Source organism: Butyrivibrio sp. INlla16, from assembly GCF_900104155.1.
In the GTDB taxonomy this organism is placed as follows: domain Bacteria; phylum Bacillota; class Clostridia; order Lachnospirales; family Lachnospiraceae; genus Butyrivibrio.
This window is the reverse complement of record NZ_FMYB01000023.1, coordinates 51274-72109: the sequence shown is the minus strand read 5'-3', so window position 1 is coordinate 72109 and position 20836 is coordinate 51274. Positions and strand designations below refer to the sequence as shown.

Genomic DNA, 20836 nt, shown 5'->3' with positions numbered 1-20836 from the left:
AGGATATCTGAGAGGAGCTGTCCTTAGTACGAGAGGACCGGGATGGACGGACCGCTGGTGTATCAGCTGCATCGCCAGATGCATAAGGCTGGGTAGCCAAGTCCGGAAGGGATAAACGCTGAAGGCATCTAAGCGTGAAGCCCCCCTCAAGATGAGATATCCCTGCTTCGGCAGTAAGACCCCTTAGAGACTATGAGGTAGATAGGCACAAGGTGTAAGCATGGTAACATGTTCAGCTGATGTGTACTAATAGGTCGAGGGCTTGTCCAAAAAGGATATAGAACAGAGAGAAATGGATTTAAGATGAGTATTCAGTGTTCGGTTTTGAAGGTACAGATATTTTGTAAGATAGTCATTATGACTATCTTTTTTTGTATATAAAAATATAATCTGATATACTGTAACGAGTTTTGTGATTAAGGGAGTGAATATAAAATATGTATATAGTAAGAGATGTAAAAATAGAAGATGCAAAACGCTTGTTGGAAATATATGGATATTATGTAGAAAATACAGCAATTACTTTCGAATATGATATTCCATCAATAGAGGAATTTTCTGGCCGTATACAAAATATTACAAAAAAATATCCGTATCTTGTTATTGAAGAAGATGGAGAAATATATGGATATACTTATGCAAATACATTTAAAGATAGAGCTGCTTATGATAAATCCTGTGAACTGACTATTTATCTCGATAAAGATTCAAAGAAGAAGGGATATGGCAGAGCTTTATATGAGGCTCTTGAAGCCAGACTTACTGAAATGGGAATCGAAAACCTATATGCATGCATAGGTGATCCTATTGAAATTGATCAGTACTTAAATAGAAACAGTGAAGAATTTCATTCGCATCTTGGATTTGAGACAGTCGGAAGATTTCATAAATGTGGTTATAAGTTTGATAAATGGTATAACATGATATGGATGGAAAAACTGATTGGTTCTCACAATCTGTAAGTGTTTTGAACCAAGCGTAAAAAAGACATGGCACTTAAGCTCTGTCTTTTTTGTGATTCTTCTCCTTTGCCTCATACATGGCATTGTCCATTTTTTTGAAAAAGCTGTCGAGAGTTTCGTTTTCCTGATCATACATACTGCTGCCAAGTGATAGAGACAGAGTATATGGTCGACTATGTTTTTTTTGATAAGTGGTGATCTGTTCATTTATGGATGCCATGATTTTATTTAATCTCTCAGGTGTTGTTTCATAGACAATGAGCATGAATTCATCACCGGCATACCTGATCAGCAGAGAATCTTCGGGCTTACTCCTGATTAGTATTTTTGCAACGTCAATCAGTGCTTTATCACCGGCAGAATGACCGTAAGTATCATTTATGGATTTAAAATAATCCACATCAATCATGATTCCACCGATATTTGAATATCTATTAAAAGTTTCAGCTTTATAAAACAGATAGGCACGGTTATAAAGGCCGGTAAGTGCATCTAGGTACGAAAACTCGTTTTGAATTGACATATAAATAGCGGTGATACCTATTGCAAGCGATACCCAGATAAGAGATACACCATAGAAAAGTAATTGCAAAGCGCAGCCCAGAGCAATAGGTCCAACCATTAGATATATAGGGAAAAATCGTACTTTTCCATATTTCTTTTGATATTTACTAAGAACAATAATACTGAAGAGAATATATCCGGTGTCTACCAGATAATAGAAATAACTAAGAGGCATTCGGATATAATAATTATTTGAATCCATATAAAAAATTATAGGAAGGAAAAGATTAATTATAACTATTAGGAGCATTAGTACAGCCGGAATAGATGCATAAATATATATCTTTTTATACCTTTCAAGAGAATGATATAATTTGTAGTCCACATAAAGGCACCAGCAGAAAACAAAGATCGGATTGGCGATAAAACAGAAGGAATTCGCAAGAAGGCATATAATTCTCCAAGCCATTCCGGGCTTTCCATCCGAATAAAAGGCAACAAAATCCACAAAACAGGAAATCAAAGTAAGGATGGCTATGTTAGAGAAAATCTTAAGATCCAATTGATCCTCTACACGCCTGAAGCGACTACTGATTAATAAAGCTATCAGAAGTATTATTCCTATGTAGTCTGTGACTGCTATAGCAACAATATTCATAAAATTCCTCCAAAAGGAATTATATAAAGGCAAATTAAAAAACGAAAAATAATATATTTATTAGATTATAACATTAACAAAAGAGTTAAAAACTAGACAACTTCTTAAGTTTCTAAAATACTTATAAACAGATTCTTAAAAGACAGTCAATTCGGCTTTCTTTTTTGTTTTTTCTATTTATTTTCAAAAAGTATATGCTATACTGAATTAGGATATTAAATATATATTCAATCGGTTTTTAGTTTGTTTATTAAGTGATTGCAGTTTCTTTTTTCAAAGCGTGAGGTGAAAATATGGAATCAAAAATCTTGCTTGAAAATGGTACAAACGAACTTGAAGTCTTAGAGTTTAGAATTGATGATCATTGCTATGGAATAAACGTTGCAAAGATTAAGGAAATTATTGTATATCAGGAAGTGACGCCTGTTCCGAATGCTCACCCAAGTATTGAAGGAATATTTATGCCCCGCGATACTATGATAACTGCAATCGATTTACGTAATTGTCTTCAGAGAGGTGCATCTAAGCCCGGCGGACTTTTTATAATTACGAACTTCAATAAGCTGGACATTGCGTTCCATGTTGACGCTGTTGTAGGTATTCACAGAGTATCCTGGGCAGATATCATTAAGCCCAATGCCACAATTTCAAAGGCTGAGGAGAGTATTTCCACCGGTATCATCAAACTTGAAGAACGACTGATTATTATCCTTGATTTCGAGAAAATCGTATCTGACATCAATCCTAATACCGGTCTTAATGTGGCTCAGCTCACAGATATTGGAACAAGACAAAGAAACGAAATTCCGATCGTTTTGGCCGAGGATTCACAGCTGCTTAACAAGTTGATTGTTGATTCCCTTAAGAAAGCCGGATATGATAATGTACGTCATTTCGAAAATGGAAAACTGGCATGGGATTATGTCAAAGGCTGCAAGGACAGAGGTCAGCTTGATAAGGTTAAATGTATTATTACCGATATTGAGATGCCGATCATGGATGGACACCGCTTGACTAAGCTCGTAAAGAGTGACGATGACACGAAGCAGATTCCGCTTATTATTTTCTCATCTCTTGTAAACGAGGAAATGAGAAGAAAAGGAGAGTCACTTGGAGCCGACAGACAGCTCTCGAAGCCGGAAATCGGTAATTTGGTAGCTGTAATTGATGAACTTGTTCATGCTGATGGCGATGCCAAATAAAGATATATGATGTGAATGATAACTCCCTTTATTGCTTCAGTTATGAAAATCAATTTTCAATGACTGCTACAATGAAGGGAGTTTTATAATTTTGGTGAGGGTTTTATAGACTTTTAGAAGTCTGGTTTCTTGGGGAGTAAGTAACATGAATTCAAAAAATGAAGAGTATTTGGACAATCTTTTACATTCATTGACAAATAATTCCGGTTCGGGAATAGCTAAGACTAAAACCAATCAACACCATTCCGATGATGCTGATTTAAACGAGGCTATAGGTTATTCCTCCGAGAATGATGATTTAAATGAAATTGGACAGATGCTTGAAAAACTGGATGGCGGAGAGCTTTTGGATTCAGGAATGACAGAGGTTCTGGATGCTATCAGTGCGCCTGCAGATGAGACTTTACATAAATATAAGGTTGGGGATGAAGTTCCGGAAGGCTATGAAAAAGATGCGGATGAGCTTGCATTGGACGAAGCTATTGCAAGAGCTGAAGCCTTGGCGGAGGAAATACCTGAACTCGATGAAGTACCTGCAGAAACTGATGAAGTGCCTGAAATAGATGAAGTATCCGGTTTAGAAGAGCCTGCGACAGCAGGAGATATTCCGATACTTGAGGATATACCTGCTGTTGAAGAAATACCATCATCAGAAGAAATGCCTTTGGATGACATAGACAAGATGATGGCTGAGATGGGCATGATGACAGAAGTCGAGGAGCCTGCGGTAGAGGAAGCAGTACCAACAGAAGAAATACCGGTACTCGAGGAAATACCTAATGTAGAGGAAGCAGTATCAACAGAAGAAATACCTGTACAGGAGGAAATACCTAGTGTAGAGGAACCTATACTAACAGAAGAAATACCGTCACTTGAGGAAGTACCTAGTGTAGAAGAAACAGCTCCATCACAAGATATGTCAGCGGAAGATATCGAGAAACTGATGGTTGAGATGGAAAAGGCAGAAGAAGCTGAACAGGCAGCAGCTCAATCATCTGAAGAAGATGTGTCTTCCGAAGACATAGAAGAGATGATGGCAGAGATGGACATGTCGGCGGAGATTGAGGTCCCTGCAGAGATGGACATGTCGGCGGAGATTGAGGTCCCTGCAGAAATTGATGCGCCGTCAGAGATTGAAATGCCTTCAGAAATGGACATATCAGCAGATATAGAACTGCCTGCAGAAGGGCTGGCTGAAGCAGAACCAGCAGACATAGCAGAAACAGCGCCTTCGCAAGAGGAGACTATTGGATCTGTAGATGACCTCATGGGCGAGGTTGCTATGGAGATACCAGAGGATTCAGCTGATGCACTACTTGAGGTAGCGCCGGAGATTCCTATTGCGGATGAGTTTTTGGAGGAAGAAAGCGAGATAACGGATGCAAAACAATCCACTGAAGATATCTTGGATGAGATGATGCATTCGACACCGGAGGAGGTTTTAGGTAGCAGCGCAGAGAATACGACTGAAGATAATAACCTTGAAGAACTGGAGATACCTGCTGTTGAATCTGAAGATGCAATATCTGAGGAGATGCTTGATATTGAAGGTATGCTTGATGGTAACAGTGAAGTCTCTTCTGACAGCGGCGAGGGTGAAGCATCATTGGATGATATGATGGCGGATCTAAGTGAAGATGCGGCATCACTTGAGGCTATAGTAAACGAAGGCGGGGAGGAAAGTCTTTTAGAGGAGTCAGAGCTTACGCTTGATGATATAAATATTCCAGAGGGAGAAATGATGACCGAGCCCTCAGATGAAATGACAGATGCAGATCTTTCACTGGATTCTGATATGGCAGACGAAGGCGACGATGCATCAGATGTAATTAGCATGGAAGAAAATGAATTAGCGGAAAGCATGGAACCAACTGAAGATGGTGCGATTGCAGAAGAGATATCGCTTGATGATATTGGTGAGCCTGAAGGATCTACAGAGGATACTGCAGCAATGGATGAAATATCACTGGATGATGTAGGTGAGCCTGGAGAGGCTGCTGGAGAGCCTGCTGGAGAGCCTGCAGCAATGGATGAAATATCCTTGGATGATATAGGACAGTCCGGTGAAGCTACGGAAGAATCCGAAGCAGCAATGGAAGATGCAGAAGCTTTGGAGGATATTTCTCTGGAGGACATGGATATTTCAGAGGAAGCTGCAAGCGAAACATCAGAGATAGATGAGGCTGCTCTGGAGGATGCAGTTGCGGACTTTGCAGATGCTATGAGCAAGAGCGAAGAGGGCGATGCAGAGGCAGATGATTCGGATGTCAATTTTGAGTCCATGAGCGCAGAGCTCGATGATTTATTAAAAGATGTCGGAGACGAAACAGCTGAGGATGAAGACATCGGAGCGGATATGGATCTCGACAGTATGCTGGAAGATCTTGGTGGAGATCAGGCAGCTGAAGGAAGCGAGCCTGCGGACGTTGAGATGCCCGATCTCGATGCAATAATGAACAGTCTTGCCAGTGATGACGTTGAGGATATGGAAAACACTGCTCATATCGACGAAAAGGAAGGCGGTGGCGCCGATGAGATAAGCCTTGATGATATGGGTAGCGATGAAGCTTTGTCTGATGGTGGTATGGATGCCGGAGAAGAGGTAAATCCTGATGATATTCTGGAATCCATGGGCGAGGAAGCCTTTGATGAGATAGGCTTTTCGGATGATATTCCGGATCCCGATGAAGTCAATGATAATGGCGGAGATTATGATGAGATTGCCCTTAGGATGGGCGGAGAAGAACCGGCTGAGGGCGAAGAGAGCGAAAAGAAAAAGAAGAAAAGGCCGCCGCTTATTTTCCTAATATTTGCTGCACTTTTCAAAGTTATAACGCAAACTGATGAGGATCTCAATCCTAAATCAGAGGAAGACGAACTTGCCAGTCTGACTGATGAGAATCAGCAGGTACTTGATGAACTGGCAGCTGAAGACGGCAAAAAGCCAAAGAAGGAAAAGAAGAAAAAAGAAAAGAAGCCAAAGAAGGAAAAGCCGCCGAAGGAAAAGAAGCCCAAGAAAGAAAAACCTCCGAAACCCAAGAAGGAAAAGAAGCCCAAACCGGACGACGGTGCGCCTGAAAAGGCACTTGCTCCCAAGAAGGTTGCAATTTCCATGTTGTTTGCTTTTAGCATAGGTTTGCTTTGTTGTCTGCCCGCAATTCTTCTTCCGGGAAGAATTATAATGAGCAGGGCGAATAAAGCTTTTGAGAAGGCTGATTATGCAACGGCATATAAGCTTCTTTACGGAAAAAAACTGAATGAGGAGCAAACGCTTAAGTATCATAAGGCAAGAGTAATCGCCGGCGCTAACTATTATTTCGATTCATATGAAAGATTTAAAGCGATGAATATGGAGGACGAAGCGCTGGATATTCTGCTTATCGGAATGAAAAAGAAACATGAAATAGAAACTGAGGCAGAAGAGTTTCAGGTTGCAGGCGAGGTTCAAAGCGTGTATGCTAATATCGAATCGGCACTCACGTCTGTATATGGATTAAGCGCACAAGATATCGAGGAACTAAATGCCATTGAGGGCAAGAAGGATTACACAAAGCGCATAATGGAAATTACAGGTTCCATAGAAAAGATTATGCCAAAGTCAGAGTGATGATGTCGAAATCCACAATTGGAGATATTGTCGTATGCTGGCTGTAATTGATTATGATGCAGGAAATATTAAAAGCGTTGAGAATGCTTTTAAGTATTTGGGAACCGATATTTGTGTCACTAGAGATCCCGGAGAGATTATGAGAGCAGATCGCGTGATTCTTCCCGGGGTCGGCGCTTTTGGTGACGCAATGAAAAAGCTAAATGAATATAACCTTACGGATGTAATCCGCACCGTTGCCGGTAGCGGTACTCCGTTTATGGGAATCTGCCTGGGCTTGCAGCTTCTTTTTGATTCAAGTGAGGAATCGGAAGGAGTTTCAGGCCTTTCCATTTTACCGGGGAAAATTAGAAGGATTCCCGATAACAATGGCCTGAAGGTACCACAGATTGGATGGAACAATCTGAAATATCCCAATAAGGGAAAGCTGTTTGAAGGAATTGATGAAGACTCTTATGTCTATTTTGTACATTCCTATTATCTTGATGCTGCTGATAAGAGTATAGTGACAGCGACTACTGAATATGGAGTGACTGTTGATGCATCAGTTGAAAAAGGCAATGTTTTTGCCTGTCAGTTCCATCCTGAAAAAAGTGCTGAAGTGGGAATGGAAATTCTCAGGAATTTCCTTAAAGTTTGAGAGGATATAATATGCTTACTAAAAGAATTATTCCATGTCTTGATGTAAATGACGGAAGAGTTGTTAAAGGTATAAATTTTGTTCAGCTGCGAGATGCAGGTGATCCGGTTGAAGTTGGAAAGGCATATTCCGAGGCGGGAGCAGATGAACTGGTTTTCCTGGATATAACAGCAACTTCGGATGCCAGAAATACAGTAGTAGATCTTGTGAGAAAAGTGGCGGAGCAGATTTTTATTCCGTTTACGGTTGGCGGCGGAATAAGAAGTGTAGATGATATGAGAGCGGTACTTAGGGAAGGCGCTGATAAGGTTGCTGTTAATTCTGCTGCGATCAACAGACCTGAGCTTGTTACTGAGTCTGCAGAGAAATTCGGATCACAATGTGTTGTTGTGGCAATTGATGCAAAACGAAATGAAAATGGCGGCTTCAATGTATATAAAAACGGTGGAAGAATAGATACAGGTCTGGATGCCATCAAGTGGGCAATAGAAGCTGAAAAGAGGGGCGCAGGGGAAATTCTTTTAACGAGTATGGACGGAGATGGAACCAAGGAGGGCTATGACCTCGAGCTTACAAGAGCTGTTGCTGATTCTGTATCAATTCCTGTTATTGCATCAGGAGGTGCAGGAAGTTGCGAACACTTTTACGAAGCGGTTACAAAGGGCGGCGCTGATGCGGCATTGGCGGCTTCTCTTTTTCACTACAAGGAGCTTGAAATATCACAGGTTAAGAAATATCTCCATGAGAAAGGAGTCTCTGTGAGACTCTGATGAAAGGATGTGACTAACATGCCAATGATAGCTAATGACTGGCAACTGGCACTTAAGCCGGAGTTCAGTAAGGATTACTATAAGAAATTATATAAATTTGTTTTGGATGAATATCATTCGAAGGTGATCTATCCACCTGCGGATGATATTTTTAATGCACTTCATCTTACTCCGCTACAAAATGTGAAGGTTCTTGTACTGGGACAGGATCCTTACCACGAACCGGGACAGGCGCATGGATTGTCATTTTCAGTTCAGCCGGGTCAGGACATTCCTCCATCACTTGTGAATATTTATAATGAACTTCATGAGGATTTGGGTTGTTATGTTCCAAACAACGGATATTTGAAAAAATGGGCGGATCAGGGAGTGCTTCTACTTAATACCGTTCTTACGGTTAGGGCTCACGCAGCCAATTCGCATAAGGGAAGGGGCTGGGAACAGTTCACAGATGCAATCATACGTGCATTAAATGAACAGGACAGGCCTATAGTTTACATGCTCTGGGGTAAGCCGGCTCAGAGTAAGGCGCAGATGCTTAATAATCCCAAACAGCTCATATTGACAGCACCTCATCCAAGTCCGCTTTCTGCTTACAGGGGATTTTTTGGATGCAGACATTTCTCAAAGTGTAATGAATTTCTTACTGCAAATGGGCTTGAACCCATTGACTGGCAGATAGAAAACCTGTAAAGCTTTAAAATTTAGATAGACAGGCACACTTTTTCGTGATAACGTAGTAAAGTGAATTCAAAAACAGGAGGATATTATGAAAAAACCGTTCGTAAACAAAGCACAAGTCGAAGACATTGTACAGAAATACCCAACACCGTTTTATTTATATGACGAAAAAGGAATAGTGGAAAATGCCAGAGCAGTGAAGAAAGCTTTTTCATGGAATAAAGGCTTTCGTGAGTACTTTGCCGTTAAGGCTACGCCGAATCCGGTCCTTATGAAGCTTCTGCAGAGTGAGGGTTGCGGCTTTGACTGTTCTTCTATTACAGAACTTATGCTAAGTAAATCAACCGGTGCCTGCGGAGAAAACATAATGTTCTCTTCAAATGACACACCCGCCGAGGAGTTTGTATATGCTGCAAAAATCGGCGGTATCATAAATTTTGATGATATAACACATATTGAATTTGCTGAAGAAGCACTTGGAGGCAAGCTTCCGGAGACCATCAGCTGCAGATATAATCCGGGCGGAGTATTCAGGATGAGTAACGGAATCATGGACAATCCCGGGGATTCCAAGTATGGAATGACTAAGGAGCAGCTTTTCGAGAGCTTTAAGATGCTTAAAGAAAAAGGCGTTAAGCATTTTGGTATTCATGCATTTCTTGCAAGTAATACGGTTACAAACGAATATTATCCGACACTGGCTGCAGGTCTATTTGAACTTGCTGTGGAGCTTGAAAAAGAGACCGGTGCAGATATAAGCTTTATCAATCTTTCAGGCGGCGTAGGCATTCCCTATGAACCCGATAAGGAGGGCAATGATATAGCTGCTATCGGTGAAGGCGTAAGAAGAGAGTACGAAAAAATTCTTACACCTGCAGGAATGGGTGATGTTGCTATTTATACCGAGATGGGTCGATTCATGCTCGGACCTTATGGCGCCCTTGTTACAAAGGCAATTCACGAAAAGCATATCTACAAGGAATATATAGGAGTGGATGCTTGTGCGGTTAATCTTATGAGACCCGCCATGTATGGTGCTTATCACCATATCACGGTTCTCGGAAAAGAGAATGCAGAGGCTGATCATGTATATGATGTTACCGGATCTCTTTGCGAGAATAACGACAAATTTGCTATAGACAGAAAACTTCCCAAGATAGATATGGGAGATTATCTATTTATTCATGATGCCGGAGCCCACGGATTTGCAATGGGTTATAACTACAACGGAAAACTGTGGTGCTCGGAGCTTTTACTCAAAGAGGATGGAAGCGTAGAGCTTATAAGAAGAGCGCAGACACCGAGAGATTATTTTGCTACATTTGATTGTCTGCCTGAATTTGCCGAACTTGATAAAATACTTAAGGAATTTGAGTGATCCAGGATACGCTGCGGGTCAGAGTAATGTGATATGACTGAAATAGATAGTTTTATAAATGATTGCAAAGAGTCGGGGAGTATGAGCCATAACACTCTCAAATCTTACAAATGCGATCTGGATAAACTTCAGAGTTATGTAAGCGAACTGGGAATAACCGATGTGGCGAAGATTTCCGAAAAGGTTCTTAAAGACCATCTGGACAGATTAAAAGAGAAAGGCTATTCTCCTTCGACTATCGCAAGAAATATAGTTTCAATAAAGGCACTGTTCAAGCATTTGGTGAAAATTGAAAGAGTGACTATAGATGCGTCTGAAAACCTTGTTGCACCTAAGGTAGAACTTCCCAAAGCAAATGTGCTCACAAGAAAGCAGGTGGAGGATCTCCTTGGCATGCCTGATGTCAGAACTGCAAAAGGGCAGAGAGATTCAGCGATGCTTGAGCTTATGTATGCTACCGGAATCAAGGTTTCCGAGCTGGTGACAGTGAAAGTATCCCAGCTTGATATGCAGATTGGTAATATTCTTTGTAAAAACAATAAGACGGAAAGAATAATTCCTTTTGATAAGAGAACGAAAGCAGTTTTATCAAGATATCTGCAGGATGGGAGACGCCATCTGATTAACAGAACTGACGAAGAACTTCTTTTCATAAATTATAAGGGAGAAGCAATGAGTAGACAGGGAGTATGGAAGCTTGTTAAAAGCTATGCCCAGCAGGCAGATATAAAGGTTCCGATAACTCCCGAGGCACTGCGTCACAGTTTTGCAGCTCATCTTGTTGAAAGAGGAGCTGACATTGAGGCGGTTCAGATGATGATGGGGCATGTAAGTCCAGTTTCAACGAACAGATATGCCAGAGAAAATCGTGATTATATAAGAGATGTCTATGACAGAACTCATTAAAAGTTCTACATCTGATGCTTTACTACTTCATATTCGTTATTATTCCGATAGAAGGGGCATTCACTTTTTGAATTGCCCATAAGTCTGGCATAGTCGTCTTCATCCATGTTGACTCCGCAGTAGTATGCTTCATCGTCCTCATCATATTCGTAGTAAGTACATTCATCGCAGCGTGTCTGCATATATGTAATCCTTTCAATAAAAGCTATTTCTGTAAAAATTCATACTGGTCATACAGAATCTGAGGAACCTCATTGCCTTCGGTTTTGATCTTTCTGATCATATTGGCAATAGGCCTCATTAGACCATTATGATGTGAGACATGCTTTTTGACAAGCTCACCATACTGAGGGTTGTCCATTAGTTTTTCACGAAGTTCTTTTGAAAATGGGCAGTAAGTAAATATGATTTCTCTTGAAATTTTATTAAGCCTTGGTGATGCGTTTGCTTCAAATTTCAGATAATTCATGTATTCCCCGACAAAAACGTTCTTATAGTTGTTGCTGTTTTTCTTTAAGTCAGTTTTTATCTTTTCTTTCATTTCAGTTGAAAGAGAGTGGTTCTTCTTATAGAACTGAAGGTAATCACAGAACATGGATGTGAGAGAAGGATCCGTGACATCGTTCCAGTGCACGCCCTGCTCTGTTTTGCACATCTCCCAGCGAAATTCACCGCATAGACGTATCATAACATCTTCGAAAGTTTCTGTGTTGAAAATTGAGATGATAAATCTGGCAGGGGTATTTCTCTTTTTTCCTTCGATTTCCTGCCATAGAGAGGCACGGCTTCCGACATTTGGCATCAGAATCATATATGGAGTTACATCTTCATCGATAAATACCTGGGTGACACCTATATCGGGATTGGAGTAGCTTCCCTGCCTGCAAAAAACTGAATAATCGATGGATCTGATATAGTCATAAAAATCATTGATCTTTTTCGCATCTACATAAGCTACATCCAAAGGTCTTGTAACATTTTCAGCATCAAATACAGGCACAAAGGTGGAAGGCCTGCCGTAGGTCATTCTGTTACCGAGAGCAAGAAGGTTCTTAATTTCAAATTTAAGACGCTCGTTTCGGTCGTTTTTCATGGCCTCCATCTGTTCTTCGTTAATACCGCCGCTTGTTTTTAAGGTGCGAAGCGCGGTAAAGTAATCCTCATCGAATTCGTTTCGTGAGGGTTCAAGCTCCATGTTGTAGATTTTTTTTAGCCACTCATAAGCGGTGATAACATACCCGTTCGGATCGGGTTTGTAGGTTTTCATAAGAGCATAGAGCTGCCTGGTATTTTCAAGACCTGCGAGTTCCTCGTCAACAAAACCGAACATCAGAAACATCATTACTTCAGACGGAACAGCAGGATCACTGAGGCTGCGAAGGAATGCAGCCGTGTAGATTGCATAGTAGTCGACGGCTACGCTTCGACGTAGAGCACGGCTTTCATCCGATGTATCATATCTTGAGGAAGTTTTTTTGAATTCGCCTATAATTCTTCGGAAGTTCTCGGTTGCTTTTTCGTCTGCGCCTGCATACTCAAGGATGGTATTGAGTGCGTCTTGTATATCAATATCTGTAATGGCGCCGTCAGCACCATTGCGCTTCATATCGGCGGATTTTGCCCTGATTAGCTGCATGGTAGAGCGGAATTTCCCCACCTGTTTCTGGAATTCTTTTTTATATTCGGTAAGTTTCTCGCGGCATGCAGCTATAAATGAAATTGCCTCAAGAGCATTCATTATAAAACCGTTGGCAATATCAGCGGATCTTGCATAGCAGGTCTTTTTTAGTAATTCTTCGTTTTCAGCAAGAGTCCGGTAAAACTTTTCCTGCCAGTCGGTAAGTGCCTGTGATTTTACGGGTGGCTTAACATTATCAAGATCTGGAAAGTCTTCAACCTCAAGCCCAACGGAAACTGCCAGCATAGGATATTCTGCTTTGTCTGTGTCAAGTTGTTCATAGTCTTGTATTGCCTGCGAAAAATCATTTTCCAACTTATCCAGGCATAAAACTACAGTTTTGACGGATTGCGCAGCCAAAATTGGTGAAATTTTAGGGTTGGAACTAATTATTTTATAGATATCATCAATGGAACCAAAAGGATATGAGAAAACGGATGATTCTTCATTGGCTGTATAGGTATAGATGTATTCAGCACCCGGATGCTCTCCGACACCAAGAATTCCGCCAATTCCGACTTCAACGGATTCTCCTTCTATAGCTATGTAAACAGAACCCTTTACTACAATCTCAAGGGTTTCTACCTTATCTCCGCATTTGTGTAATACTTGATTTTTAGCTAACGCTATTAGTCCCATATTGCCCCTCTTTGAAGAAAAATTTCATCATATCATTATTATAAACGAAAAACTGATAGCAATTCATTAAAGTTTGGTAAAGATATTTCAAAATCTAACGAAAATCGCGGTTTACGGGCTAAAAAAATCTTGAAAAATAGACCTCAAAAATATATATTTAAAGTAACACTAGGGAGGAGAGTTGATGTACTTTTCGGGTATATCATTTCTCCTTTTGTGTTTTATGAGGAAGGCTCCTTTTGAGGATTATTTATGCAGTTTACATATCAGTTTGATGTTGCCGGTATAATGGTACTAATGACAAGCTTAATATGTGCATGGATTCGTCCTAAGCTTATGAAGAACTTTAGTTTTAGTCTAAAGCTTCTTATTTTGTGCGCCATTGCCTATAATGTTCTGGATTCTGCCACAGTTATTCTTCTTCAAATAGCAAATCCCCGAACCTATTATGTTACATATATTCTTTTGCTGGCATATTTTTGTGTGCTGTTCCTTATTCCTTATTGTGCTACAAAGTATTTTTATGAACTGTGTGGAGAAAAGATAAACAGACTGTTCATGGACGGCGGACTTGCGCTGATGATAGGTCTGGCTACATTTGGTAATATTTTCTTTGATCTCTTTTTTGCCATGGACAGAAATACTATGGTTTATGAGCATGGACCCGGAGCATGGCTGACATCTATATATTATCTTGTATGTTCAAGCTCAGTCGGTGTCTGTGCTGTAAGGCATTCCAGATACCTTGGACGCATAAGGAAAAGGCTTCTTATTACTGTTTTTATTATTACGGTTTTTAACCTAATTTATCAGACTTTCCTTCCGGAACAGTCACTTACAGGACTTGTCATTGCACTTGCTGTTGCCATGACAATTGTTGTTTTCTGTTTTGTGGACGTTACGGTTGATGAGCTCACAGGACTAAACAATAGAGCCGGATTTATTCGATCCTGTGATGAACTTATGCATAAGCAAAAAATGGATGGCTATGCAATGATCAAAGTTCAGGTCTATCACATGCAGGAGCTTAATGAGCGCACAGGACTTGAGAATGGGGACAGAGTGCTGATGCTCCTTGCTGATAACATACAAAGATGCGTTGAAAATGCAAATCATAAAGCAGTATGCGGCAGAATAGGCGGAGATACTTTTGCTGTTCTTACTGATGAAGAATTATCGATCAGTACAATAGCTAAAGCGGATTTGTCTGAGTCAATAAGAAACCCTCTTACCGGCCTTGATTATGCTGTATCTTTCTATGCCGGCGTTTACAGACTTGAAGAGGACGATACCGATATCAACAAGATGCTTGATCATGCGGGATATGCCTTGAAATGGGTTTCCGGTAATTTTAAGACCAATGTTGCGTTCTATGATGATGATATCAGGAGAGAGGACGAGCATAGAAAATCTGTGGAGCAGAGGGTAAGGGGAGCTATTCAGGACAGAGAGTTTAAGGTATATCTTCAGCCTGTATGCGACACTATGACCAGAGAAAGAGTTAGTGCGGAAGCTCTTGTAAGATGGATTGATTCAAAAAACCAGATGATCAATCCTGCAGATTTTATTCCGATACTGGAGAAAAACGGATTCATAACGGAATTGGATTTATATGTTCTTGACGAAGTATGCAGAATTTTGAGGGAATGGATCAACCAGGGAGTTGATGTGGTTCCGGTTTCGGTTAACTTTTCAAGAGTTGATGTGGATCACCATGGGATTGTGGAAGAGATTATCGCTACGGTTGATAAATACAGACTCGATCATAAACTGATTAAGATAGAGCTTACTGAGAGTGCATTCAATGATAATATCGACAGTATTATTACCATGCTCACGAAGCTGCGGGAAAACGGATTCATCGTCATGATGGATGACTTTGGAAGCGGATACTCTAACCTCAATATGTTTAAGGATATGCCCCTTGATATTGTGAAGATAGATATGTATTTTCTTAGGAATATTGAGAACAGTGAGAAAGGACTTATTGTTCTTGAATCTGTTGTCCAGATGGCTAAAAGACTCGGCCTTCAGATCGTTGTTGAAGGTGTGGAAACCCAGGAGCAATATGATTATATCAGAAAGCTTCGCTGCGAGATGATCCAGGGATTCTACTTTGCTAAGCCGATGCCATCGGAGATATTCCCAGATCAGATTACAGCGGGATGAATTGTTACTGTAAACTATGACTTTGAGTAAGAAGAGCTGTTTTGGCAGCTCTTTTTATTATGTTCTTTTTCTGATATAATCTTCGTTCGTGGGGACTGTATGTTATACAGGTAATTTGAACCTGTATATGTGGAATGGAGTATTTTTAATGTTCGACAAATTATTAAAACAGGCTGAACACGCAAACAATGAGGAAAGGCTTAAGATAGGTGTTCAGATTATAACAAGAATATTTGGGATTGAAGCATTTGCAGGCATAGCTTCTTATATACTTGGGCTTTTTTTAGGAAAAATTACAAATAGTGTAGAGGTTGAAATAATATCAATATGCTTTTTGATTCCGATGTTTACACTATGGTTTTTTCTTATTGCTGACAAAAAAGAAAAAGAATCCGGTGAGGTTTGCAATGACGAAAAAGTTAATGATGAGAATGATTACAGTGTGGTGAGCGGCTATGGAACGATGCCTCATTTTAGCTCTATGTATAGGGAATATCAGATAAAACATATACTATCAAACCATTCATTTCATCCGTTTATTCGCCCGAATGGGAAGAAGTCTGGAATAATTCGTGTCAGTGAAGATGATAAGTGGGTATGTATTTTCGGTGCGTATTATCCTATAGACCTGATCTGCGGATACAATAAGACAAAGAATGAAATATATGCTATTGACGGAACAATAATAAAGCTTCCTATAAGATGCAAACTTCGTAGTGCAGGTACCGGTATTGAGGAATTCTTTGAAGACAGAGGTTTCTATTATAAATCAATGCCCGGCAAAGCTGAAGTTAGATTTGAGGCTGCTCTTGACAGACCTCGCAAAGACCTTTCAAGGGCAGATTGGGGAATGGTTCGTTATCAGTGGGAAAAAGCTATTGCCGGCAGCAGTAATAAGGACGGAAAAATCGGAGATGATTTCTTCGAGAGAGTTCTTACGGATGCTGAAATCGCCAGAGTGGTAAGGGCTATTGGAAAAGGAGAGGTAAGTCTTTCTTATTATACGGATTTTGAGAAGTATCAGAATGAGTTTAGCGTATGTAACGGAATCAGACTTATTAGCGTGATCGGGAAACAGGCAAAATATGATGAAATGGATTTCCTTTTTAGATGCCTTGAAGATGTTGATGAGACATATTTCCTGATGGCTGTTGAAGTTCTAAAAAAATCGCCAAGAACAAAAGTCCAGGAGAAATTGGAAGAAAAGGCAAGGATTGCCTATGAAGAATATGATGTCCAGGAACTTGGCGGCTTATTATATCTGGCAAAAGTAATTGGTTATGATATACAGTATGTTAAAAAGATAAAAGAAGCGCAGGAAAAAGGTGACTTGTCATCAAATGCTGCTTTGGAGTTCGAGGTGGATGAGAAGGAACTGCTTGGAAGTGATTATGTACAGAGATTCAGTCCCTATGCTTATCAGTACAAGAAGGTTGAATAACAGGCGTTTTGGCATACTCATTGATGGGTGATATGCCTCTTACAAGATCATAAATGTTTGATGCGGCTATAGTCTCACTAAGCAAGCTATAGGCGTTTTCATCAAGTGTCTTATAGGCATCAGAGAGCGTGGAAATAACAGGAATGCGGGAGCATTCCTGTATTTTTTTCAGCAAAGGAGAGGCGCTTTTTCTAAAGCCAAGAACGCGGGCATAGGAAGTAAATGCGCTTCGATCGGGTGAATACAAAGACATTTTTTCTGTGGTCATTCCAAGAAGAATATGCAAAAGAGCCCTGCTTATCCTGGTATAGGTAAGATCCTTTGATTTAAGAAGTGCCGTAAAATCTGAAAAAGAGGTGTACTCTGGAATTTTTCCGGTTATCTTATCAGAGAGATCAGGACTTACATCAAGATATTTCTCAAAACCGTAGTCTTTTTCGTTTATAAGCTTGTAATGAAGAAGCTCGGAAAAAATATCGGCGGAAATAATTTTTAAATTTCCGTCCGGGTAAGAACTTTCTAAATAATTTTTGATGTCTGATGGAAACTGTGAAAGCGCTCCTGAGAAGTCTTCTGAGGAGAGGTCACAGTTTTCGAGAATGTTTCTGATCGCTTTTGCTGATGAGAAATATTCTGCATCCGGACTTATACCCATATCATCATAGGATGCACCGACTCTTTTTATGGCATAAGGTTTGATAGAGCTGTTTTGCAGAAAAAGAGCCTTAATATATTCGGTTCCAAGAATGTCATTGGGAGTAGAGATAAGGGATAAATTTATATTATCGGTCCCATCGGCAGATGCGGAATCTGATAAGGCATTTGATCTGGCGGCAGCATAGTTCATTCCGGTTTTCATATATGCTTTTATACGAGCACTGAATTCTTCAGGCTCATCGGCAAGAACGCGGGCCACTTTTTTCATGGAATCAAGATCTGCTGACTCAGAACCGAAGCCAAGGTAGTCTATGCATCCAAGATTATTTAAAACAGAAACAGCACCGCCTGCAAAAAATTCTGCGCTGGATGTGCTATAATATATAGGCAATTCAAATACAAGGTCGGCTCCGGACATGAGAGCCATTTTTGTTCTTGTATATTTATCGAGGATTGCTGGAGCACCACGCTGAGTGTAATCGCCACTCATGACAATGACAGCATAATCAGCTCCGGTCTCTTCTTTCAGAGTCCGAAGCAGGTATTCGTGTCCCTTGTGAAACGGATTAAATTCAGCAATGATTCCGACAGTCTTCATAAAAAATATATTATCATGGAGGTTTCATAATGAAAATACTGGTTATCAATTGCGGAAGTTCATCACTTAAATTCCAGCTTATTGATTCAGAGACAGAGCAGGTACTCGGAAAGGGCATTTGTGAGAGAATCGGCATTGACGGAAGGATTGTATTTACTCCCGGTGATGGCGATAAGATTACAAATGATACTGCTATACCGGACCATAACAAAGCTATTGAGCTTGTAATAGCTGCACTTACAAATAAGGATACAGGAGTTATCGCATCACTTGATGAGATAGGTGCGGTAGGTCACAGAATTGTGCATGGCGGCGAGAAGTTTACCAAGTCAGTTGTTATCGATGAGGAAGTTATCAGAGCTATCGAAGAGGTTTCTGACCTGGCTCCTCTTCACAATCCTGCAAATCTTATAGGTATAAGAGCATGTCAGAAGGCTATGCCCGGTGTTCCTATGGTAGCCGTATTTGATACAGCTTTTCATCAGACAATGCCCGAGGAGGCTTATCTCTACGGAATTCCTTATGGACTTTACGAAAAGTACAAGATCCGCAGATATGGTTTCCACGGAACAAGCCATTCATATGTAAGTAAGAGAGCAGCAGAAATGCTTGGCAAGGATTACAGTGAGCTTAAGACCATCGTTTGCCATCTCGGTAACGGCGCATCCGTATCAGCAGTTAAGAATGGTAAGTGTGTGGACACTTCAATGGGACTTACCCCTCTTGAAGGACTTATCATGGGAACGCGAAGCGGCGATATCGATCCTTCTGTTGTTGAATTTATTATGAAAAAAGAGGGATGCGACGTATCCGATGCAGAGAATATCCTCAATAAGAAGTCCGGTGTTTACGGTCTTTCAGGTGATGTTTCCTCAGACTTCAGAGATCTTGAGGATGGTTACAACAATGGAGATAAGGGATGTATTCGTGCAATCAACACCTTCTGCTATAGAGTAGCAAAGTATATCGGTTCATATGCAGCAGCTATGGACGGCGTGGATTGCATCTGTTTCACAGCAGGTGTCGGTGAGAACGGACCTCTTGTCAGAAATATCATTTGTGAGAGACTTGGTTTCCTTGGAGTAAAGATAGACAAGGATGCCAACGAAGTTCATGGAAAAGAGAAAGAAGTATCTACATCTGATTCTAAGGTTAAGGTACTTGTTGTTCCCACAAACGAGGAACTTGCAATTGCAAGAGATACAAATGAACTTTGTAAGTAATTGATAATCTTTTACAAACGAACAACGAAATAAAACGGAATAAGAATTATCTTTTGAGCTCCCGGCATGATAAAACATGCCGGGAGTTTTTATGCATATTTACGGGGGTATTTATGCTTATTTAAGATTTTTATGAAGTCAAAAATAGTAGAATTAATGAAGGATAGTGAAATGTATCATGGATAATTATCGGAATATTTGAATGATCAAGTATCCGGAAAAGGACTATTTATGGCGGAAACAAATTATCAATTCAAGGAATTTATAAAAAGTGAGATAAAAAAATACAAGGGAGTTTATTTCCCTATTAAAGCTGGCAGATGGGAAAGATTATTGATAACAGAGCTACCGTGTTCAAGCCTTCATCCCAATCCCGATGATGAGTTTTGCTCAGAAAGTATTGGGCCGAGCTTCAGGATTATTTCTGAATATGAAAAAAAGATCAGAGATAACCTTAGAAAGGAGCTAATGCCATTTTCAGAGCCGATTGTTGTCGAAAAAGTGAGACCGGACGGTTATCTTATCCTTAATGGGCATCATAGGTGGGCAGCTGCAAGAAATGCGGGTCTACAGAATGTGCCTGTAGAAATTGTAAACCTTACACAGGAAGATGATATAAGAAAAATGCTTAAAAATTCAAACAGGCAAAAGAGAGTAACCTTTGATCTTGATGAGGTTGTGTTTGCAGATGAAGGCTCAGACTGCGAGGTTTTGAAACGATCTTTATTTTCGCATAAATTCGAGGAAAAAATCCGTCTGGGAATACCGGCATTATTTCATTTTCTTCGCATCAGAGGATATGATATATGGATTTTTACTTCAGAGTATTACTCAATGGAATATATTAGGAAATTATTGAATAAATATTCTGCAAAGGTAGATGGAATAGTGACAGGTACAGCAAGAAAGGTTGGGAATATTGAGGAACGAAAAAAGAATATCGAAGAGCTTATGACAATGAAATATAAGGAAACTATAAATATAGATAATGAACAGGTTGTCCGGATTATTAAAGATACAAAGGATTTCGAACAATATGAGTTAAGCAAAGAGAGTAATGAGTGGTCAGCTATGGTGATGAACATAGTTGAAGGATTTGACACTAAAGGGGAAGAATAAGGAG

Annotated in this window: 16 protein-coding genes and 1 rRNA gene; 13 read left to right on the top strand and 4 right to left on the bottom strand. The window is 40.2% G+C overall.

Going from position 1 to position 20836, the window contains the following annotated elements; all coding sequences use genetic code 11:
* Positions 1-270 (top strand): 23S ribosomal RNA (locus tag BLR42_RS12065); the annotation flags it as partial.
* A gap of 167 nt (positions 271-437) precedes the next feature.
* A complete protein-coding gene (locus tag BLR42_RS12060; protein ID WP_091869375.1) occupies positions 438-962 on the top strand; it encodes a GNAT family N-acetyltransferase in 525 nt (174 codons plus the stop codon).
* A 34-nt stretch (positions 963-996) separates the two neighbouring features.
* Here the strand turns inward: BLR42_RS12060 and BLR42_RS12055 are convergent, their stop codons facing one another.
* Positions 997-2124 carry a GGDEF domain-containing protein gene (locus BLR42_RS12055; protein ID WP_091869372.1) on the bottom strand — a complete coding sequence of 376 codons (1128 nt, stop codon included), beginning with the start codon at positions 2122-2124 and terminating at the stop codon, positions 997-999.
* Positions 2125-2417: 293 nt separating this feature from the next.
* On the opposite strand from BLR42_RS12055, the gene BLR42_RS12050 reads away from it, so the two are divergent.
* The 7 genes from BLR42_RS12050 to BLR42_RS12020 all read left to right on the top strand — a co-directional run bounded on the left by BLR42_RS12050 (position 2418) and on the right by BLR42_RS12020 (position 11308).
* Positions 2418-3326: a chemotaxis protein gene (locus BLR42_RS12050; protein WP_022760247.1), complete on the top strand. Its 909-nt coding sequence runs from the start codon at positions 2418-2420 to the stop codon at positions 3324-3326.
* A 145-nt stretch (positions 3327-3471) separates the two neighbouring features.
* Entirely contained in the window at positions 3472-6933 is a 3462-nt protein-coding gene (locus BLR42_RS12045; RefSeq protein WP_091869369.1) for a midas domain-containing protein, read from the top strand.
* 34 nt (positions 6934-6967) lie between these two features.
* Positions 6968-7573 (top strand): imidazole glycerol phosphate synthase subunit HisH, encoded by a 606-nt coding sequence (hisH, locus tag BLR42_RS12040; protein WP_026497363.1) that lies wholly within the window; start codon positions 6968-6970, stop codon positions 7571-7573.
* A gap of 11 nt (positions 7574-7584) precedes the next feature.
* The gene (gene hisF / locus BLR42_RS12035) at positions 7585-8343 is read left to right on the top strand and encodes an imidazole glycerol phosphate synthase subunit HisF (RefSeq protein ID WP_091869367.1); all 759 of its coding nucleotides are present in this window, start codon (positions 7585-7587) and stop codon (positions 8341-8343) included.
* A gap of 18 nt (positions 8344-8361) precedes the next feature.
* The gene (locus tag BLR42_RS12030) at positions 8362-9036 is read left to right on the top strand and encodes a uracil-DNA glycosylase (RefSeq protein ID WP_091869365.1); all 675 of its coding nucleotides are present in this window, start codon (positions 8362-8364) and stop codon (positions 9034-9036) included.
* A 73-nt stretch (positions 9037-9109) separates the two neighbouring features.
* Positions 9110-10402, top strand: a complete 1293-nt coding sequence (locus BLR42_RS12025) for a diaminopimelate decarboxylase (RefSeq protein ID WP_091869362.1) — start codon at positions 9110-9112, stop codon at positions 10400-10402.
* Between the two features lie 33 nt (positions 10403-10435).
* Complete coding sequence (locus tag BLR42_RS12020; RefSeq protein ID WP_091869359.1) at positions 10436-11308, top strand: tyrosine-type recombinase/integrase; 873 nt, start codon at positions 10436-10438, stop codon at positions 11306-11308.
* A gap of 5 nt (positions 11309-11313) precedes the next feature.
* On the opposite strand, the gene BLR42_RS22740 is transcribed toward BLR42_RS12020, so the two are convergent.
* Together BLR42_RS22740 and BLR42_RS12015 are read right to left on the bottom strand one after the other, a co-directional pair.
* Complete coding sequence (locus tag BLR42_RS22740; protein ID WP_022760242.1) at positions 11314-11490, bottom strand: DUF6472 family protein; 177 nt, start codon at positions 11488-11490, stop codon at positions 11314-11316.
* Between the two features lie 23 nt (positions 11491-11513).
* Complete coding sequence (locus BLR42_RS12015; RefSeq protein ID WP_091869356.1) at positions 11514-13625, bottom strand: hypothetical protein; 2112 nt, start codon at positions 13623-13625, stop codon at positions 11514-11516.
* Between the two features lie 252 nt (positions 13626-13877).
* On the opposite strand from BLR42_RS12015, the gene BLR42_RS12010 reads away from it, so the two are divergent.
* The gene (locus BLR42_RS12010) at positions 13878-15794 is read left to right on the top strand and encodes a GGDEF domain-containing protein (RefSeq protein ID WP_091869353.1); all 1917 of its coding nucleotides are present in this window, start codon (positions 13878-13880) and stop codon (positions 15792-15794) included.
* Positions 15795-15942: 148 nt separating this feature from the next.
* Complete coding sequence (locus BLR42_RS12005) at positions 15943-17235, top strand: hypothetical protein (RefSeq protein ID WP_091869350.1); 1293 nt, start codon at positions 15943-15945, stop codon at positions 17233-17235.
* Here BLR42_RS12005 and BLR42_RS12000 read toward each other — a convergent pair.
* Positions 17198-18490, bottom strand: a complete 1293-nt coding sequence (locus BLR42_RS12000; RefSeq protein ID WP_091869347.1) for a nucleotidyltransferase — start codon at positions 18488-18490, stop codon at positions 17198-17200. The two genes, BLR42_RS12005 and BLR42_RS12000, sit on opposite strands and share 38 nt — an antisense overlap.
* 29 nt (positions 18491-18519) lie before the next feature.
* Between BLR42_RS12000 and BLR42_RS11995 the strand changes: the two genes are divergently transcribed.
* Positions 18520-19713, top strand: coding sequence for an acetate/propionate family kinase (locus BLR42_RS11995; RefSeq protein WP_022760237.1), 1194 nt, complete (start codon positions 18520-18522; stop codon positions 19711-19713).
* 231 nt (positions 19714-19944) lie between these two features.
* A complete protein-coding gene (locus BLR42_RS11990) occupies positions 19945-20832 on the top strand; it encodes a ParB/RepB/Spo0J family partition protein (RefSeq protein ID WP_091869345.1) in 888 nt (295 codons plus the stop codon).
* The last annotated feature ends 4 nt before the right edge of the window (positions 20833-20836 follow it).